Consider the following 12494-nt stretch of genomic DNA (forward strand, 5'->3'; position numbering starts at 1 on the left):
GAGTCGGCCGGGTTCGCCTCGTTCCGCCCCGATCCCGGTACCGGCGCCGACCCCGCCTGCTGGCCGTGGCCCGGGTTGTGGCCCTCCCGCAGGCCCGCGGTGGTGATCGTCGCGGCGACGGTCGTGTTGACCGGGCTGGACGTGCTGGCCGCGGTGCTCGGCGCGCGGACCTCCGGCGCGGCCGGGCCGTGGGCCGGGCTGGTGCTGCAGCTCGTCTGCGACCTGGCCCTGTTGGCGGTCCTGCGGTTCCCGCTGTGGGTGGCCGGCCTGATGCTGGCCGGCGGGGTGGCGTTCACCGGCACCGAGCTGGCCTCGCCCGGCCTGCTGGTCGCCGAACCCACCCTCACCGGCAACCCGCTGCTGCCCGCGGCGACCGCCACCGTGGTGTTCGTCCTGGTCCAGGTCCGCGGCGGGCGGGCGCCGTGGATGCTCATCGGGGCGCTGGTCGCGGTCGCGGTGCAGCCGTGGGCGCCTGCCTGGGACACCGTGGCACTCGGCCTGCTCGCCTCCGCGGTGCCCGCGCTGGCCGGTCGGTTCCTGCAGGCCCGCCGGCAGAACCTGGCCGACCTGCGCGAGCGCGCCGAACGCAGCGACCGCGAGCAGCACCTGCTGGCCGAGCGGGCGCGCGCCGAGGAACGGGCCCGCCTGGCCTCGGAGATGCACGACGTCGTCAGCCACCGGGTCTCGCTCATGGTGCTGCAGGCCGGAGCCCTGCAGATGGCCGCGACCGACCCGGCCACCCGGGACGCGGCGGCCGCGCTGCGCGGCGCCGGGGTGACGGCACTCGACGAGCTGCGGGAGGTCGTCGGGGTGCTGCGCGCGCCCGGCCCCGGAGACGACGGCGAGCCGCTGGCCGGCTCGCCCCGCGTCGGTCCGGACGCCGGCGCTCCCGGGCCCGACCAGCTGGGCGAGCTGCTCGCGGCCTCGCGCGCCGCGGGACTGGCGGTGCGGGGGACGGGTCTCGGCGACGTCGCCGGGCTGCCGGCGTCGGTCGCCCGGGCGGCGCACCGGGTGGTGCAGGAGGGACTGACCAACGTGCACAAGCACGCCCCCGGGGCCCAGGCGGGCGTCAGCGTGCGCCGGGCCGCGGACACGGTCGTCGTCGAGGTCCGCAACACCGCGTGCGCCGGGGTCCCGGAAACCGGCCGGACGGGCACCGCGGAGCTGGCCGCCACCGGCGCCGGCAGCGGGCTGCGGGGCCTCCGGGAGCGGATCGAGCTGCTCGGCGGGACGTTCGCGGCCGCGCCCGCACCGGACGGCGGGTTCGCCGTCACCGCGACCGTGCCGGTGCCGCGATGACCGGCGAGACCCACGGGAGGCTGCGGGTGGTCGTCGCCGACGACGAGCCGATGGTCTGCGCGCACCTGCGCACGATCCTCGGCGCGGCGGGCGACATCGTGGTCGTCGCCGAGGCCGCGGACGGCGCCGAGGCGGTCGAGGCCGTCGTGCGGCACCGGCCGGACGTGGTGCTGATGGACCTGCGGATGCCCGGGGTGGACGGGCTCGCCGCGATCGGGCGGATCGCCGGGCTCCCGGACCCGCCCCCGGTCGTCGCGCTGACCACGTTCGACGGCGACGACCACGTGCACCGGGCGCTGCGCGCGGGCGCCGCGGGCTACCTGCTCAAGTCCACCCCGCCGCACGAGCTCGCCGGGCTGGTCCGGGTGGCCGCCGAGGGCCACACCGTGATGACCCGGTCCGCGGCGCGCTCGCTGGTCACCGGATCGGCCGGACAGCGCGACGCCCGCAGCGCCGCCCGCCGGCGGCTGGCGGCGCTGACCGAGCGCGAACGCGACGTCGTCGCGCTGCTCGCCGACGGCGCCACGAACGCCGCGATCGGCCGGACGCTGCACCTCACGGAGGCGACCGTGAAGGGCTACGTCTCCCGCGCGCTGGACAAGCTGGAGTGCGCCAACCGCACCCAGCTCGGCCTGCTGGCCCGCGAGGCGGGGATGGGCGGCGCGGAGCCGGTCTGAGCGCCCCGCCCGGTGGCGGGCGCCGACATCAGTGCAGGCGCAGCCGGCCGCGCAGGGTGGCGACCAGCTCGCCCCACTGCGCCGCCTCGGGCCCGAACGGCGGGCTCGGGGCCATCCGGGTCGGGTCCGGGCGCACGACGAACGACACCAGCCAGCCCAGCCGGGACGACTCGGCCAGCGCGTTCGCCGGCTCGTCGTCCCCGGCCCACTCGCCGACGTCGAGCAGCAGCTCCGAGGCCAGGTCGAGCTGCACCGGGTCCATGTCCAGCACACCCTCGGCGAGGTCCTCGCCGACGCCGGTGAGGACGTAGGTGTTCATGTCCTCGACGGTCGCCTCCAGCTCCCCGACGTGGGCGGCGTCGAGGACCTCCTGCCAGGTCGACGCCGCGGCCAGGTCGGTGTGCGCGACGACCGCGCCGTCGGGGTCGGCCAGCGCACGGACCAGGGCGCGCTCGGAGCCGAACACGTCGATCCGGCCGCCGGACCCGAGGAACACCGGCTTGTCGTCGAGGTAGCAGCGCAGCGTCACGACCTCGCCGTCGGAGGTCTCGATCCGGATCGGGTCGATGCCGACCTCACCCCAGAAACCGACCGGCGCCTCCGGTTCGTCGGGGGAGTCCACGGTCGCGCCCTGGGAGTGCGCCTCGGCCTCGAGCTCCGCGTCGTCGACGTCGTCATCGGGGTCGTCGTCGGGGTCCCCCGCGGCCTCCTCGGCCTCGGCGAGCGCGACGGCCTCGGCCCGGGACCTCTCCAGCGCGGGGCCGTCGATCTCGGGCGTGGCGACCAGCTCGTCGAGGGCGTCGAGGACCGCGTCCCAGCTCTCGCCGATGGTGTCCGAGAGCGCGGTCCACTGCTTGGCGCCCTCGCGCCCGGCGAACGCGACCGCGCCCCGGCGCAACAGGTCGAAGCCGGGCTCGCCGTCCAGGATCCGCGTGACGTCGTCGAGGTCGCAGACCTCGGCCAGCGACCGGACGATCGCGACCGTCTCGTCGAGCTCACCGATCGTCCAGCCGTCCGGTTCGCCCGCGGCGACCTCGGGCAGGCCGACGATGTCGAACCGGTGGTTCTCGTCCGGGGTCAGCTCGCCGACCGACAGGGTCGGCACCACCGACCACGCGGGATGGTCGGTGAGGTCGTGTTCCGGGGCGGTCCGGACGTAGGCGGCCAGCCCGGCCACCTCGTCGAAACCGAACACGGCCTCCTCGTCGCCGAGGAAGGCCTCCCACTCCTCACCGTCCTCGCGCCACCGGGGCGCCCACAGGGTGACCACGTCACCCCGGGTGAGGGCGAGCTGGATCGGGACGATGTCGCTTGCCACGCCGCGAGCCTAGCGCCGGCCCCCGACCGTCCGCGCCATCGCCCGGTCGTCCGGGCCGACGTCGCGTGCGGCCGCACGTCCGCACAGGCCTGGGCCGGATGAACCAGCCCGCCTCTGCGCCGGACGGGGGAGCGGGTCGAGTGCCCGGCGATCTGCGCCGAGCGTCGACGTTCCCCCCGCGGCGCGGATGCGGTCGTCCATCCCGGCGGTCAGGCCTGGCTGTGCAGACGGACCACGCCGATGGAGACGTCCTCCAGTCCACCGCGGTCGAAATCTCGCCGGAGCTGGTCCGCTTTCACCGTGGCCGTCATCCCGTCGAACGGCCCGTGTGCGTCCACCTCCCCGGTCTGCGGGTCCACCGCCAGCACGACGTAACCGTCGCACTGTGTAAGCCTCTCCGCCGCAGCGATCAAGGTCGCCTCTTCGGAAGTCGTGTTCTCCGGCACCGGATCACCTCCTCGTCATCTAGTACAGCGTCGGCGGGGGCTCGGGTGTGACACCGTTTCGGCCATACCACCCGTTCGGGTCAGGTGAATCCTCAATTCGGCGACCGCGAGTGCCGATCGTGGCGGCCGCTGCGGCGCATCACGCTACCGAGGGAGCGGAGGGCGCATGATCGACGACGGATGGTCACCGCTGAACCGTCCGTGGATTCGCTGTCACGCAACGCCTCCCGGGGTGATCCGAAGATCACTCGGGCGGACCAGGGTGCCCTCCGGCCTGACCAGGGCGTCACCCGTCGGGGCACGATTTCCGCTCACCTTGTGTGAACGGTGACACCCGCTCGTGTCGAGGTTCGCCGACGGTCGGCGGAGGACGGCTGTCGGTGCCGGATGTCAGGATCGGGTCATGCGCATCCTCCGCACCCCTCCCGAGCGCTTCGCCGGCCTGCCCGGCCCCGGCATCGCGCACCGTGACGCCGAGATCGGCGACGGCGAGGGCGGGACGCTGCGGATGGCGTGGGCCGCCGCCGGGCCCGAGGACGGGCCGCCGGTGCTGCTCCTGCACGGCGAGCCGACCTGGTCGTTCCTCTACCGCACGATGATCCCGGTGCTGGCCGCGGCGGGCATGCGGGTGGTCGCACCGGACCTGGTCGGCTTCGGCCGCTCGGACAAGCCGGCCGAGATCGCCGACCACAGCTACGCCCGGCACGTCGAGTGGACCCGCGCGCTGTGTTTCGACGTGCTCGACCTGAACGGGGTGACCCTGGTCGGGCAGGACTGGGGCGGGTTGATCGGGCTGCGGCTGCTCGCCGAGCACCCGGGCCGGTTCGCCCGGGTGGTGGCCGCGAACACCGGGCTGCCCACCGGGGACCACGACATGCCCGAGGTCTGGTGGCAGTTCCGCCGTGCCGTGGAGAGGGCCGGCGCGGCCGGGACCCTCGACGTCGCCCGCCTCGTCGAGTCCGGGTGCGTGCGCCCGATGTCCGACGCGGTGCGCGCCGCCTACGCGGCCCCGTTCCCGGACCTGTCCTACGCGGCCGGACCGCGCGCGATGCCGCTGCTGGTGCCGACCCGCCCGGACGACCCGTCGGCGGGGCCCAACCGCGCGGCCTGGGACGTGCTGCGCCGGCTCGACGTCCCCGTGCTGTGCGCGTTCTCCGACTCCGACCCGATCACCGGCCCGATGCGGGCGGTGCTGGCACGCGAGCTCCCCGGCGCCGCGGGGCGGGCGCACCCGACGATCGCCGGGGCCGGGCACTTCCTGCAGGAGGACGCCGGCCCGGAGCTCGCGGCCGAGATCGTCCGGTTCTGCGGGTGAGCACCGCGCGGGGCCGGGACCCGCTGCCGAGCGGTCCCGAGCCGGCGGCCCCGTCGCGCGTCGGTGAGCGCGACGCCGGGTGGGAGTGCGCGCGGATCGGGGAGTTCGCGTCCCGGGTGCCGCCGCAGCCGCCGGTCGGGTTCGGGTGGCGATGGCTGCCGCGCTGGCTGCGGCCGGGGCCGCTGTGGGCCTCGCGCAACGACGTCGTCGCGCAGCTGCTCGGCGACCCGACCGACGCGACCCGCACCGCCTGGCTGCGCCGGATGGACACCGGCCCGCAGGACCCGGCGCGGAACCTGGACACCCGGGTGGTGGACCGCTTCGCCGGCCGGGACACGATCTCGGTCGCGCTGCTGGGCGACCCGGGTGAGGGCGACGCGTCGCAGTACGTCGTGCCGCCGGTGCTGGAGCGGGTCGCCGCCGACACCGACCTCGCCGTCGTCGTCAGCGACGTGATCTACCCGGCGGGCGGGGTGGCCGAGTACGAGGACCGGCTGCACCGGCCCTACACCGGCTACCCGGGCCCGATCTACGGCCTGCCCGGCAACCACGACTGGTACGACGACCTGACCGGCTTCATGGCCACGTTCTGCGGCCAGGCCCCGGACGCCGGCCCGCCTCGCGTGCCCGGCCCCGGCCCGGCGTGGAAGCGGTGGCTGCGCGGGCGCCTGTGGCGCCGGGCCCCGCGCGGCACGGCGGCGCAGGTGGACCGGATGCGGGCCCGCTGGCGGGGCGCACCGGGCCAGCAGGGGACCCAGCCCGGCCCGTACTGCGCGATCGACGCCGGCCCGGTCCGCCTGGTCCTGATCGACACCGGGCTGCACGGCGGCATCGACGCCGACCAGGCCGACTGGCTGCGCGAGGTCTCCCTCGCCGACGACCGGCCCAAGATCCTGCTCACCGGCAAGCCGCTGCTCACCTACGCCGCGCCGCAGCCGTGCCCGGTGCGCGACCCGCGTCCGGGCGGCCCGCGCTCCGTGGACGAGATCGTCACCGACCCGCGGGCGCACTACATCGCCGCGATCGGCGGTGACGACCACGCCTACCAGCGCTACCCGGTCACCCTCGCCGACGGCCGCACCCTGCTGTACCTGGTGGCGGGCGGCAGCGGTGCGTTCCTCTCGGCCACGCACACCATCCCGAACCTCGACGACGCGCCGGTCGCCGTCGCCGAGGACGACTTCCGCTGCTACCCGCTGCGCGGCGACTCGCTGGCCTACTTCAGCCGTCGCTACGACCGGGTGCTCGGCCTCGGGCTCGACCGGCTGGTGCTGAGCCCGGGCGAGGCCACCGCGCTCGTCGCGCGGCGGCTGCACATGGACCCGCCGCGCGGCACCGACGTCGAGCCGGGGCTGTGGGCCCGGCGGATCGAGCCCGCGCTGTTCCGGCTCCCGGCCCGCGGCTCGGCGCCGGGGCACAACCTGATGTCGGTGCTGTTCGACGGCGACGCCCCGCCGCTGTTCAAGTCGTTCCTGCGCCTGGACGCGACCGCGGACGAGGTGGTGATCGGCGCCTGGGCGGCCACCGGCTGTCTCGAGCACGAGCAGCACCCGGTCTGCGAGGACCGGATGCGTGCCCGCCGCGGCGCCGACGGGCGGTGGAGCTGGACCAGCGAGACCCCCGGCCGCGCCACCCCGTGACGGCGCCTCGCGGTGACTACCCTGCGGGACATGGACGTGCGTGTGGTCGACCACCCCCTGGCGCGGGCGCGCCTGTCCAGCATGCGCGACGCGCGCAACGACAACGCGACGTTCCGCGCAGCCCTGCGCGAGCTGACACTGATGCTGGTCTACGAGGCCACCCGGGAGGCGCCGCTGGCCGAGGAGCCGCTGCACACCCCGGTCGCCCGCACCGTCGGGTACCGGCTGGCGACGCCGCCGGTGCTGGTGCCGGTGCTGCGGGCCGGGCTGGGGATGGCCGACGCCGCGCTGAACCTGGTCCCGGAGGCCCAGATGGGCTTCGTCGGGATGGCCCGCGACGAGGCGACGCACCAGCCGGTGCCCTACATGGAGTCGCTGCCCGAGTCGCTCGTCGGGCGCCCGGTGTTCGTGCTGGACCCGATGCTGGCCACCGGCGGCTCGCTGGTGCACACGATCGAGCTGCTCACCGCCCGCGGCGCCGATGACGTGACGGCGATCTGCGCGCTCACGGCGCCGGAGGGCGTGGCGCGGCTGCGGGACAGCGGGCTGCCGGTCCGGCTGGTCACCGCCAGCATCGACGAGCGGCTCAACGACTCCGCGTTCATCGTCCCGGGTCTCGGGGACGCCGGGGACCGGCAGTTCGGGGCGGTCTGAGACGCGTGCGGACGCGGCGGCGCGACGGGGGGCACGCGCGCCACCACGCGGTCGCGCCCCGGCGCCCGCGCCCGCTGCGCCGCGCCGTGCTGCTGGTCGGCGTGCTCGCGGTCGCGCTGGGCGTCACCGCCGCCCTGCCCGCGGACCGGCCGCAGGCACCGGAGGTGCGTGCCTCGGCGCCGGGAGAGGTACGGGTGATGCCGCTCGGCGCGTCGAGCACCGAGGGCGTCGGGAGCGTCGGCACGGCCGGGTACCGGCTGCCCCTGTGGCAACGGCTCACCGCGGACGGGGTGCGGGTCGACTTCGTCGGCTCCCGTGCGAGCGGACCGTCCGCGCTGCCCGACCATGAGCACGAGGGTCGCTCCGGGATCACGGCGGCCCGGATGGCCCTCTCCGCCGGGGGCTGGGTGCTGGCCGCGGACCCGGACGTGGTGCTCCTGCACGCCGGGACGAACGACCTGATCGCCGGCGCGTCCGGGGCCACCGTGGCCCGCCGGCTGGACGCGCTGCTCGCCCGGATCTTCACCGCCGCACCGGACGCGCACGTGGTGATGGCCGGGGTCTGGGCCCCGCTGGCCCGCCAGGGCGCGGCGCGCGCCGAGCTGGCCCGGCTCTCGCCCGGCGTCGCGGCCGCCCACCGGGCCCGTGGGCACTCGGTGGAGTTCGTCGACACGTCGCGGCTGTTCGCCGGGTCCGGCACGGTGGACGGGCTGCACGCCGGCCCGGCCGCCTACCGGCTGATCGCGCGCATGTGGGCGGACCGGATCGAGGCCTGGCGCGACGGTCGCGTTCAGGCCCCTTCGGCGACCGCGCGGATGCGTTCGAGCGTCTCGGTCATGCCGCGCACGTTCGTCCGGCGCCGGGCCCGGCCCGCGACCGCCCAGTAGAGCCTCGTCGGGAGGCTCTGCTCGAGGGCGAACGACTCGGTGACGTCGGTGCCGTCGCCGCTCGGGGTGAAGCGGTAGTGCCAGTTGTTCACCCGCAGCCCGCCCGCCATGACGGCGAAACCGAACTCCCGGCCCGGCTCGCAGGCGGTGACCTTGCAGACCGTCCAGTACATCGGGCCGCGGCCGTTGCGCTTGACGTGGCCGCGGAAGCGGGCGCCCAGCGCGGGCCCGGTCGCGCCGTCGAGCCACTGCGCCTCGAGCGTCTCCGGGGAGAACCGGCCGGTGTTGCGGACGTCGGAGACCAGCGCCCAGACCCGCTCGGCCGGCGCCTTCATGTGGACCGTGACCTCGTCGCGCACGCGTTCCCTCCTACGAATCCATGATCCCGGCGGCCACCGTGGCGCCGAGCTCCCAGCATGCCTGCCGGGCGGTCGCGTCCGGTGCACCGGTGATCGTCACCGGGGCCGCCGCGGCCGCCCAGCCCATGCCGTCGGCGATCGCCGTGACGGCCCGCACCGCTCCGGCGGTGTCCGAGCCGCCGTGCACCCACAGGCCGTAGGGCAGGTTCGCGGTGTCGTCGCCGCAGACGTAGAAGACCTGGTCGAAGAAGTGCTTGAGCGCCCCGGACATGTAGCCGATGTTCGCCGGGGTGCCGAGCAGGACGGCGTCGCAGGCGAGCAGGTCGGACGCGGTCGCGGCCAGCGCGGCGCGTGCACTCACCTCGACGCCGGTGATCTCCGGGTCGCTCGCGCCCCGGCGCACCTCGGCGAGCAGCTCCGCGGTCGCCGGCGACGGCGTGTGGTGAACGATCAGCAGCCTGGGCATCGCGGTCATTCTGCACGCGGCCGGGTCCTCAGTGGTGGGGCCGGGGCGCAAGCAGGGCGTCGATCTCGTCCTGCAGGTCGGTCATCCGGGCGTCGGCGCGCTCGCGGGCCGCGGCGAGGCCGTCCGGCCCGTCCGGGTGCTCGACGACCTCCAGGTAGGCCTTGAGCTTCGGCTCGGTCCCGGACGGGCGGATCACCACCCGCGCGGCGTCGCGGCGCAGGCGCAGCACGTCCGGGGCCGGGCGGTCGAGGTCCCAGCCCGCCGGCGGGTGCTCGCGCAACCGGGCCACCGCGGCGTCCCGCTCGGACGGCTCCATCCGGATCGAGCGGCCCCGCGTGCGGTGCACCCCGTGGGCCACCGAAAGTTCGTCGAGGCGGTCGAGCAGCGTCGCACCGACTGCGCGCAGCGACGCGGCGAGGTCGGCGGCCAGCACACACGCGGCGATGCCGTCCTTGTCCCGCACCCCGTCCGGGTCCACGCAGTAGCCCAGCGCCTCCTCGTAGCCGTAGACCAGCCCGGGCCCGCCGCGCACGATCCACTTGAACCCGGTCAGCGTCTCGGCGAACCGCGCCCCGTAGGACTGCGCCAGTGGCCGCAGCATCGACGACGAGACGACCGTCGTGGCGACGAGCGGGTCCTCGCCCGTGCCGTGGCGCAGGAGGTGGTCGGCGAGCAGCACACCGGTCTCGTCGCCGGTGAGCATCCGCCAGCCGTCGGGGCCTGCGACCCCGAGCGCGCAGCGGTCCGCGTCCGGGTCCAGCGCCACGGCCAGGTCGGCCCCGACGTCGGCGGCGAGGGCCAGGACCGCGTCGGTCGCGCCCGGCTCCTCCGGGTTCGGGAACGCGACGGTCGGGAAGTCCGGGTCCGGCGCGGCCTGCGAGGCGACGACCCGGACGTCGTCGAACCCGCTGCGCGACAACGCGAGAACGCACGTCTCACCACCGACGCCGTGCAGCGGGGTGAGCGCGATCCGCAGCGCCCGCGCGCCCGTGCGGGGCAGCGCGACGACCCGGTCCAGGTAGGCCCCGGTGACCGACACCGGCGGCGGCGGGTCCGCGGTGTCGACCGACACGGCGGGCGGCGCGGCGGCGATCGCGGCCTCGATCTGCGCGTCCGAGGGCGGCACGATCTGGGCGCCGTTGCCGAGGTAGACCTTGTAGCCGTTGTCTCCCGGCGGGTTGTGCGATGCGGTGACCTGGATCCCGGCCACTGCGCCGAGGTACCGGACGGCGAACGCGAGCACCGGTGTCGGGACGGCGCCCTCGAGCAGCGCGACCGGGAACCCCGCCCCGGCGAGCACCCCGGCCGTCGCCTCGGCGAACGCGACCGAGCCGTGCCGGGCGTCCCGGCCGATGACGACCGTGCGACCGCCCTGCCCGTTCGCGACGAGCCAGGCCGCCAGGCCGGACGTCGCCCGGCGGACGACGGCGACGTTCATCCCGGCGGGCCCGGCACGGACCGGCCCGCGCAGCCCGGCCGTCCCGAACCGAAGCGGCCCGGACATCCGGTCCGCCAGATCGTCGACCGGGTCACCGGTCATCGCCGCGACCAGGACGCGTTGCAGCTCGTCGCGGGTGTCCGGGTCGGGATCGTCGGCGATCCAGCGCATCGCCGCGTCCCGCAAGACCGACTGCAGGGCCATCAGACTGCGCCGATCTTCGTTCCGCAAGCTTCTCTCATACCCGCCCGACCAGCTCGCGCAGCAGCTCGCCCATCCGGGTCGCCGCGGCCGCGCCGGCCTCCAGGACCTCCTGGTGGTTCAGCGGCTGCCCGCTCAACCCTGCGGCCAGGTTCGTGACCAGCGAGATCCCGCAGACGTCGAGTCCCTCGGCGCGGGCGGCGATGGTCTCCATGACGGTGGACATGCCGACCAGGTCGGCGCCCATCGTGCGCAGCATCCGGATCTCGGCCGGGGTCTCGAAGTGCGGGCCCGGGAGGCCGGCGTAGACGCCGTCGGTCAGCGAGGGGTCGATGGACCGGGCCAGCTCGCGCAGCCGCGGCGAGTAGGCGTCGGTCAGGTCCACGAACCGGGCCCCGATCAGCGGCGAGCGGGCCAGGAGGTTGAGGTGGTCGGAGACCAGCACCGGCTGCCCGACCGACATGCCCTCGCGGATCCCGCCCGCCGCGTTGGTCAGCACCACTGCGCGGCAGCCCGCCGCGGCGGCGGTACGCACCCCGTGCACGACCGGCTCGACGCCGAAGCCCTCGTAGAGGTGGGTGCGCCCGAGCAGCACCAGCGCACGGCGGTCGCCGACCGGGACCGACCGGACGATGCCGCTCTGACCGAACGCGGTCGGCGGGACGAAGCCGGTCAGCTCCGCCATCGGGACGTCGACCGCACCGGTCCCGGCGGCGATCACGTCCGCCGCCGGACGCCAGCCCGAGCCCAGGACGACGGCGACGTCGTGCGAGTCGACGCCGGTGGCGCGGGCCAGTTCGGCGGCCGCGCGGGCGGCGTTCTCGGCGGGGTCGGGGACGGCCGGGGAGCTCATGGCGGCCAGCCTAGACACGGTGCCGCGGGTCAGGACCCGGTGATCCGGAACCCGTCCGCGACGGCGTCGAACAGGGCGGCCGAGGTGTCCTCGGACCGGTGCGACGGCGTGGTCAGGGTGACGACCCAGACCCCGGAGTTCCGGCCAGGGACGACCCGCACCCAGCTCGTGCGCTCCTGCGGGCCCTCGACGGTGCGCACGCGGGTCTGCTCCGCGCCGGGCACGCCCTGCACCTGCTCCGGGGTCTGGGTGGCCACCACCGAGTCCACTCCCATCGCCTCGGCCGTGAGGCCGCCGGTCACGGCGTCCGCCGACTCCGCCGAGCGGAACGAGAACTCCTCGGTGCCGTCCGGGCTGACGAACCGGACGACGGTGTCGTCGCGTCCGGCCGTGTGCCGGTACTGGGACCAGTTCTCCGGCACCGAGACGCTGAAGCCGAGCGGGTCCGGGTAGGGCACCCGCGGGACGCGGTCGGTGGCGACGGTGACCGTGCTCGACGGTTCCTGGCCGGCCACCGTCCGGACGCCGGCGTAGCCGCCCGCGGCGCCCAGCAGGACGATCAGCGCGCCACCGATGACCAGGGGGATCCCGCCCATCACCCCGACCTTCGGGGTCGCGGTGGCCGGCGCGGGTGCCGGGCGGGAGACCGGCCGCGGTGCCGGGCGGACCGGCTGCGGTGGCCCCGGACGGGCTGCCGGGCCGTACCCGGTGCCGTGCTCGGCCGGCGGGGGTCCACCCGGGAAGCCGGCCGGCAGCGGGCCGGGGTCGGCGGACAGCGGCGCGGGAGCCTGCGGCGCGCCGGCCTGGGGAGTGGCAGCGGCAGAGGCCGCGGCGCCTCCCTGCTGCGGCGCGGGGGCGCCCGGGCCGGAACGCTCGACGGCAGGCTCCGCGGTGCCGCGCCCGCCGCGCAGCAGCGAGCGGGCGCGACGGCGGGCCGAGGG

Annotated in this window: 12 protein-coding genes and 1 pseudogene; 6 read left to right on the forward strand and 7 right to left on the reverse strand. The window is 76.1% G+C overall.

Going from position 1 to position 12494, the window contains the following annotated elements; genetic code table 11:
• Nucleotides 1-1299: sensor histidine kinase (locus I4I78_RS22300; protein WP_218613416.1), on the forward strand; the 1299-nt coding region annotated here is incomplete at its 5' end.
• Nucleotides 1296-1976, forward strand: coding sequence for a response regulator transcription factor (locus I4I78_RS22305; protein WP_218613417.1), 681 nt, complete (start codon nt 1296-1298; stop codon nt 1974-1976). The genes I4I78_RS22300 and I4I78_RS22305, both read left to right, overlap by 4 nt.
• 28 nt (nt 1977-2004) lie before the next feature.
• Here I4I78_RS22305 and I4I78_RS22310 read toward each other — a convergent pair whose 3' ends face one another.
• A complete protein-coding gene (locus I4I78_RS22310; protein ID WP_218613418.1) occupies nt 2005-3294 on the reverse strand; it encodes a primosomal protein in 1290 nt (429 codons plus the stop codon).
• 209 nt (nt 3295-3503) lie between these two features.
• Nucleotides 3504-3740 carry a hypothetical protein gene (locus I4I78_RS22315; protein WP_130292286.1) on the reverse strand — a complete coding sequence of 79 codons (237 nt, stop codon included), beginning with the start codon at nt 3738-3740 and terminating at the stop codon, nt 3504-3506.
• Nucleotides 3741-4143: 403 nt separating this feature from the next.
• Here I4I78_RS22315 and I4I78_RS22320 point away from each other — a divergent pair, with 403 nt between their 5' ends.
• Genes I4I78_RS22320 through I4I78_RS22335 form a run of 4 tightly spaced genes read left to right on the forward strand, consistent with a single transcriptional unit; the run spans nt 4144 to nt 8236 of the window.
• Complete coding sequence (locus I4I78_RS22320) at nt 4144-5055, forward strand: haloalkane dehalogenase (RefSeq protein ID WP_218613419.1); 912 nt, start codon at nt 4144-4146, stop codon at nt 5053-5055.
• On the forward strand, nt 5052-6695 hold the full coding sequence (locus I4I78_RS22325; protein WP_218613420.1) for a metallophosphoesterase: 1644 nt from the start codon (nt 5052-5054) through the stop codon (nt 6693-6695). The genes I4I78_RS22320 and I4I78_RS22325 overlap by 4 nt, the downstream gene beginning before the upstream one ends.
• Before the next feature lie 30 nt (nt 6696-6725).
• The gene (gene upp / locus I4I78_RS22330; RefSeq protein ID WP_218613421.1) at nt 6726-7349 is read left to right on the forward strand and encodes a uracil phosphoribosyltransferase; all 624 of its coding nucleotides are present in this window, start codon (nt 6726-6728) and stop codon (nt 7347-7349) included.
• A gap of 5 nt (nt 7350-7354) precedes the next feature.
• Nucleotides 7355-8236 (forward strand): GDSL-type esterase/lipase family protein, encoded by an 882-nt coding sequence (locus I4I78_RS22335; protein ID WP_218613422.1) that lies wholly within the window; start codon nt 7355-7357, stop codon nt 8234-8236.
• Here I4I78_RS22335 and I4I78_RS22340 read toward each other — a convergent pair.
• From I4I78_RS22340 to I4I78_RS22360, 5 genes and pseudogenes are all read right to left on the reverse strand, one after another.
• A complete protein-coding gene (locus I4I78_RS22340) occupies nt 8140-8595 on the reverse strand; it encodes an SRPBCC family protein (protein ID WP_218613423.1) in 456 nt (151 codons plus the stop codon). The two genes, I4I78_RS22335 and I4I78_RS22340, sit on opposite strands and share 97 nt — an antisense overlap.
• A gap of 10 nt (nt 8596-8605) precedes the next feature.
• Nucleotides 8606-9061 (reverse strand): flavodoxin family protein, encoded by a 456-nt coding sequence (locus I4I78_RS22345; protein ID WP_218613424.1) that lies wholly within the window; start codon nt 9059-9061, stop codon nt 8606-8608.
• A 28-nt stretch (nt 9062-9089) separates the two neighbouring features.
• On the reverse strand, nt 9090-10703 hold the full coding sequence (locus I4I78_RS22350) for a phospho-sugar mutase (protein ID WP_218613425.1): 1614 nt from the start codon (nt 10701-10703) through the stop codon (nt 9090-9092).
• 34 nt (nt 10704-10737) lie between these two features.
• Nucleotides 10738-11553 carry a purine-nucleoside phosphorylase gene (locus I4I78_RS22355; protein WP_218613426.1) on the reverse strand — a complete coding sequence of 272 codons (816 nt, stop codon included), beginning with the start codon at nt 11551-11553 and terminating at the stop codon, nt 10738-10740.
• Between the two features lie 29 nt (nt 11554-11582).
• A pseudogene (locus tag I4I78_RS22360) lies at nt 11583-12494 on the reverse strand (hypothetical protein); the annotation flags it as partial.

It is taken from the genome of Pseudonocardia sp. KRD291 (assembly GCF_019263595.1).
Taxonomy (GTDB): Bacteria; Actinomycetota; Actinomycetes; order Mycobacteriales; family Pseudonocardiaceae; genus Pseudonocardia.

What these genes read in the sequence shown, in the direction of transcription:
- upp (WP_218613421.1), top strand. Translation starts at nt 6,726, where the DNA reads ATGGACGTGCGTGTGGTCGACCACCCCCTGGCGCGGGCGCGCCTGTCC.
- I4I78_RS22355 (WP_218613426.1), bottom strand. Translation starts at nt 11,553, where the DNA reads ATGAGCTCCCCGGCCGTCCCCGACCCCGCCGAGAACGCCGCCCGCGCG.
- I4I78_RS22320 (WP_218613419.1), top strand. Translation starts at nt 4,144, where the DNA reads ATGCGCATCCTCCGCACCCCTCCCGAGCGCTTCGCCGGCCTGCCCGGC.
- I4I78_RS22305 (WP_218613417.1), top strand. Translation starts at nt 1,296, where the DNA reads ATGACCGGCGAGACCCACGGGAGGCTGCGGGTGGTCGTCGCCGACGAC.
- I4I78_RS22345 (WP_218613424.1), bottom strand. Translation starts at nt 9,061, where the DNA reads ATGCCCAGGCTGCTGATCGTTCACCACACGCCGTCGCCGGCGACCGCG.
- I4I78_RS22350 (WP_218613425.1), bottom strand. Translation starts at nt 10,703, where the DNA reads ATGGCCCTGCAGTCGGTCTTGCGGGACGCGGCGATGCGCTGGATCGCC.